Here is a 5,999-nt window from a genome sequence, read left to right as displayed (position 1 = left end):
GGTTGAACGGGTAGGTCGGCAGCGGGATGCGGCGCGGCGGGGTGTCGCCGTGCAGGCGGCGCCAGTCGAAGTCGAACCCGGCGGCCCACAGCTCCAGCAGGCGCGGCAGCTTGCCCTTGGCGACCCAGCTGTCCATCGCGGCGGCGATGTCCTCGTCGCCGACGAGCACGCGCCACACCGGGTTCGGCTGCGGGCGACCGCGGTACAGGTGGGCGGGCGGGTCGCCCGCGACGAACGCCCGCAGCGCGTCCCGCAGGTCCTCCACCGTCTCGACGGTGAAGGCCAGCCGCTCCGGCATCGCCACCCGGCCGACCTGGAGGGTGTAGGCCAGGCTCGGCAGGTCGTCGTCGCCGGGGCGGCGGTCGTCGAGCCACCCGAGCAGCTGCCGCGCGCGGGCCAGCAGGGTCTCCGGCTCGTTGGCCGACAGCACGATGGCGAACGGTCCCGCCGCCGCGCGCGATTCGACGGGCGGCCGGTACTCCTCCAGCACCACGTGCGCGTTCGCCCCGCCGAAGCCGAACGAGCTCACGCCCGCCCGGCGCGGCAGCTCGGTCCCGTCGGCGGCGACCGGCGCGGCCCAGGGCTGCCGTTCGCGCACCAGGAAGAACGGGCTGTCCTCCAGCTCGACGTACGGGTTCACGGTCTGGCAGTGCAGGCTGCGCACCAGCGTGCGGTGGCGCATCTGCAGCAGCACCTTGAGCACGCCCGCCACACCGGCCGACAGCTCGAGGTGGCCGATGTTGGTCTTGACCGAGCCGATGCCGCAGTGGGCGCCCGCGACGTCGGCGCCGAAGTCGGCGTACAAGTCGCGGAACGCCTCCTTGAGGCCGTTGACCTCCACGGGGTCGCCCAGTTTCGTGCCGGTGCCGTGCGCCTCGATGTAGCCGACCGTGCGCGGGTCGACACCTGCCCGGCGGTAGGCGTCGCGGATCACCGCCGCCTGCGCCTTCGGGTTCGGCGCGGTGAGCGAGTTGGCCCGGCCGCCGTGGTTCACCGCGGTCGCGCGGATCACGCCGTGGATGTGGTCGCCGTCGCGCTCGGCCGCCGACAGCTTCTTCAGCACCAGCATGCCGACGCCCTCGCCGCGCGCGTAGCCGTCGGCGCGGTCGGAGAACGCCTTGCTCCGGCCGTCCTGGCTGAGCATGCCCGCCCGGCCGAAGCTGATGTGGCCGTCGGGCACCGGCACGGTGTTGACCCCGCCCGCGACCGCGAGCGAGCACTCGCCCCGGTCCAGCGCCGCGACCGCCCGGTGCAGCGCGACCAGCGAGCTGGAGCAGGCCGTCTCGACCGGTTCGCTGGGACCGTGCACGTCCAGGAAGAAGCTCATCCGGTTCGGGCCGATGGAGGGCACCGTGGCGGTGGCCGCGACGCCGTCCCCGCCGGGGGCGTGGGCGTCGATCAGGCGGTGGTACCCGGTGGTCGCGGTGCCCACGATGATGCCGAGGTCGCTGCCCGCCAGGGCGTCGGCCGCGTAGCCCGCGTCCTCCAGCGCCTTCCACACGTGGAGCATCAGCAGCCGGTGCTGCGGGTCCATCAGCTGCGCCTCGCGGGGCGCGATGCCGAAGAACTCCGGGTCGAAGTCGGCGACGCCGTCCATGAAGCCGCCCCACTTGACGGTGGTGCGACCGGCTTGGTCGAAGGGGTCGCCGTACAGCTCGCGCCAGTCCCACCGGTCGGCGGGCACCTCGCTGACGCAGTCGCGGCCCTCGAACAGGTTGCGCCAGAACGCGTCGAGGTCGTCGGCCTGGGGGAAGCGGCCGCTCATCCCGATGATCGCGACCGGGTCTCCCGGCGGCGGCGGGTCGGCCGGGACCGGTCGGGGCGGCACGACGGGCTTGGGCGTCGGGGTTTCGCGGACCTGGCCGCGCGCCGCGGGCGCCGGGACGGGGCGCAAGCCCAGGCGGTCCGCCAGCCCCGTCCCGTGCTCGTCGACGATGTGGGTGGCCAGCGCGCGCAGGTTCGGGTGCTCGAACAGCGCGGTGGGCTTCAGGTTCAGCTCCAGCGCGTCGTTGACCATGCTCACGAGGTGGGTGATGACGACCGAGTCCAGCCCGTACTCGCTCAGCTCGACGTCGACGTCGAGGTCCTCGCGGCTGACCTTGAGCAGCTGCCGGACCTTGTCCGCGAGCACGTCGCAGACCCGGTCCCGCAGCACCTCCGCGTCGATCCCGGCCGGCTGCGCCGGTTCGACCCGGTCCGCCGGCTCGGCCCGCTTGGCGCCCTTCAGCCGCTTGGCCAGGCGCACCGCCTCGGCCTTGTCGATCTCCCCCCGGCTGATCAGCTCGTACAGCTCGCTCACCGAACTGACGCGGTGGCTCATGTCACGCTCCGTTCGCGTTCGTCGCGCTGATGGCGCTGCTCGACTCCGCCCGTCCGGGAACGAGCGGGCCGGGACAGGGCACTGCCCCGGCCCACGGGGTGGGCGTCGGTGCCGGGGAACCGTCGCGGTCCCCTCGCCTGCCGCCTCGGCAACGATGCTCGCGAAGCCGGTTCCCGTTCAGGTACCCGCCGTTCCCGAGCAGCCGATCCAGCGTGGTATTACCGACAAATCGGACAGCGGTGCGCGTCCCGCCGCGGCTCACGACGAGACGGCGAGCGGCAGCGTGTGCGCGTTGAGCATCTGCGCGCTGGGGATGAACTGCGGCGGCTCGTCGGGGATGGTGGCGATCTCGCGGAACCGGTCGAACAGGATGCCCAGCGCGATCCGGCCCTCCAGCCGGGCCAGCCCGGCCCCGATGCAGTAGTGGATCCCCCTGGAGAAGGTCAGGTGCGGGTTGGGGTCGCGCCCTGGGCGGAACTCCGCCGGGGCGTCGAACACCCGCGGGTCCCGGTTGGCGGCGCCGAGCCAGACCATCACCAGCTGGTCGGGCGGGATCACGACCCCGCCGACCTCGGCCTCGGCCGTGCTCGCCCTGGCGGTCACGGCGAACGGCGGCAGGTAGCGCAGCGACTCCTCGATGACGTCGGGCAGGCGTGAGCGGTCCGCGCGCACGCGGGCGAACTCGTCCGGGTGCGAGTCCAGGCACAGGACCGTGTTGCCCAGCAGCATCGTGGTGGTCACGTGCCCGGCCAGCAGCAGCACGTCGGCCAGCGTGGCGATCTCCTTGTCGCTGAGCCGCTCCCCGTCCACCTCGGCGTGCACCAGCCCGCTCAGCAGGTCCTCGCGCGGGTGCCTGCGCCGGTCCTCGATGTGCTCGGCCAGGTACTCGCCGAACTCCTTGCGCTGCAGCAGGGTCGTCTCGGTGACCTTGTCCTGGCCCTCGAACCGGCCGACCAGGGAGACCTCCGAGCCGGTGGTGGGGATCAGCGACTCGGCCCACTCGCGGAACAGGTCGCGGTCGCTCGCGGGCACGCCGAGCAGCTCGGCGATCACGATGACCGGCAGCGGGTAGGCCAGCGCGCCGACCAGCTCCAGGCGGCCGGTCGCGGGCACCTGGTCCAGCAGCTCGTGGGTGAGCCCGGCGATCTTCGACTCCAGCCCTGCCAGCACCTTGGGGGTGAAGGCGTGGTTGACCAGCCTGCGCAGCCGGGTGTGCCGGGGCGGGTCGAGGTAGAGCAGTTCGCCCGCCTGGGCCTCCTCGACGTCGGCGCCGATCTCCGCGGCCATCAGCCGCATCATGTTGGAGGAGAACAGCTTGGCGTCGCTGAGCACCCGCACCGCCTCGGCGTGGCCGTAGACGTGCCACATGCGGCTCTCGGCGTCGAAGTGGACGACCTGCTCCGGCAGCGCGCCGCGCAGCCAGAACTGGCGTTCGTCGACACCCCAGGTGTCGAACCGGGTGATCATGGTGCCCGTCCTTTCGGTGCTCGGGGTCAGGGGCGGGGGAACGCGGCCAGGTGGTCGGCCGCGGCGTCGAGCAGCATCCGGCCGATCTCGTCGACGTGCCGGTGCCGCCACGATTCGTGCGGGGTGCCGCGCACCCACTGGTTGAAGGAGCCCAGCGCGGGTCCGGTGTGGACCTGGTAGTTGACCTTGTCCTCGGGCCTGCCCTCCAGCGCGATCCGCGCGGTGTAGCCGAAGTAGCGCCGGAAGACCAGCGCCATCTTCTGCTTCGGCTGCCGCTCGGCGCGCCGCAGCAGTTCGGTCCGCCCGGTCGCGCGCAGGTGTCGGGCCACGTCGGCCCACACCTCCTCCAGCGGCTTGCGGAAGTAGGTGCGCTCCAGCAGCTGCCGCGTCTTGGCGGGCAGGTCGTCGAGGCTGTCGTGGTGGGTGTAGAGCGCGTGGAGCTTGTTGCCCCGCGCCGGGAAGAACACCCCCTTGCGCAGCACCTGGACCTTGCTGCCGAGCTCGAACATGTCGCCCGCCGGCGCGTAGTCGGTGTCCTGCACGTCGATGCCCTGCAGCAGGTCCTTGACCGCGTCGCTGGTCGCGGCTTCGACGGTGCACTGGTTGACCGAGCCGGTGACCACGTAGTCGGCGCCGAGCACGAACGCGGCCGCCACCGCCGCCGGGGTGCCGATCCCGCCCGCCAACCCCATGCAGATCGGCTCGGCGTAGGAGCGCTCGGCCAGCACCCTGCGGCGCAGTTCCAGCATCGAGGGCAGCAGCACGGTCGGGATGCCGCCGTCGGTGTGCCCGCCGGAGTCGGCCTCGACGGTGATGTCGTGGCTCATCGGCACCTGCCGCGCCAGCTCGGCCTGCTCCGCGGTCAGCGCGCCGGTCGCCAGCAGCCGGTCCAGCACCGAGTCCGGCGGCGGCGCCATGAACGCCGCCGCGACCTCGGGCCGGGACACCTTGGCCATGACGCGGTGCTCGCACACCGGCCGCCCGTCGGGTCCCCTGCGCAGGCCGGTGGCGCGGTAGCGCACGAGCGCCGGTGTCATCTGGATGTACGCCGACGCCTCCACCAGCCGCACCCGGTGCCGCAGCAGCACGTCGACCACCGCCTCCTCGGCGTCGGGGTCGTCGTGGTCGGCGATGAGGTTGACGCCGCAGGGCCCGTCCTCGCCCAGGGCGGCCTGGACCTCCTTGATCCCGCGCTCGATCTCCACCGGCTCCAGGCCGCCGGTGCCCAGGAAGCCGAGCATGCCCGCGCGGCCCAGCCGGGCGACCAGCTCCGGCGAGGCGATCCCCCGGTACATCCCGCCCGCGACGTAGGCGAAGCGCAGGCCGTGCCGCTCGCGGAAGACCGCGCTGCCCAGGTCCTGCGCCCGGAGCGCACGCGCGGGCGCGGGCGTCGGCACCGGTGCGGGTGCGGACCTGGTGGCGGACGACGCGGCGCGGGTCTGCTCGACGAGCTTGGTCAGCACCGCGCCGCCCAGCTCGACGAACTCCGTGACGCCCGCGTCGAGCAGGTACCGGACGGTTTCGGTCCAGCGCACTGGTTGGACGATCTGGTCGGCGAGCATCGCGGCCGTGGTGCCGGACGGGTAGGGCCGCGCGGTCGCGTTCGCGATCACCGGCACGCGCGGCGCGGCGAGGTCGAAGGCGTCGAGGAAGCGGCGGAACTCCCGCTGGGCCGGGCGCATGAGGGCGGAGTGGAACCCGCCGGACACGCGCAGCCGAACCCAGCGGACGCCGCGCTCCCTCAGGTAGGGCCCCAGCTCGTCGATCGAGTCGGCGTCGCCCGAGACGACGCACTGCCTCGGCGAGTTGTCGTTGGCCACGACGAGCGTGCAGAACCCGCCCTCCCGCACCAGCTCGGTGACCTGGTCGCGGTCGAGGTCGACCACCGCGATCATGCCGCCGCCCCTGGCACCGGCCATCAGCTCGCCCCGGCGCCGGACCAGCCGCAGTCCGGTGGCAAAGTCGAACGCGCCCGCCGCGTGCAGCGCGCAGTACTCGCCCAGGCTGTGCCCGGCGTAGAACGCCACGTCGGCGCCGCCGCTGTCGCGCCAGTGCCGGTGGGCCAGCGCGCCGACCACGAACAGCGCGGGCTGGGTGAACTCCGTGCGGTCCAGCTCGCCCCTGGGGTCCTCCAGGCACAGCTCGCGGACCGAGTACCCGAGCAGCTCCGAGGCCGCCTCGACCTGCTCGGGGTAGGCGTCGAACAGCTCGC

3 protein-coding genes are annotated in these 5,999 nt (G+C 73.3%); all 3 read right to left on the bottom strand.

What is annotated here, in order from left to right:
* Nucleotides 1–2,320 (bottom strand): type I polyketide synthase (locus IEZ00_RS31980; RefSeq protein ID WP_229796304.1); only part of this gene is annotated, 2,320 nt, incomplete at its 3' end.
* Nucleotides 2,321–2,578: 258 nt separating this feature from the next.
* Complete coding sequence (locus IEZ00_RS31975) at nt 2,579–3,787, bottom strand: cytochrome P450 (RefSeq protein ID WP_189227102.1); 1,209 nt, start codon at nt 3,785–3,787, stop codon at nt 2,579–2,581.
* Nucleotides 3,788–3,813: 26 nt separating this feature from the next.
* Nucleotides 3,814–5,999: PfaD family polyunsaturated fatty acid/polyketide biosynthesis protein (locus IEZ00_RS31970; RefSeq protein WP_189227101.1), on the bottom strand; the 2,186-nt coding region annotated here is incomplete at its 5' end.

It is taken from the genome of Saccharothrix coeruleofusca (assembly GCF_014648515.1).
Classification (GTDB): domain Bacteria; phylum Actinomycetota; class Actinomycetes; order Mycobacteriales; family Pseudonocardiaceae; genus Actinosynnema; species Actinosynnema coeruleofuscum.
The sequence above is the reverse complement of the archived record's forward strand: the minus strand, read 5'-3'. Positions and strand labels throughout refer to the sequence as shown.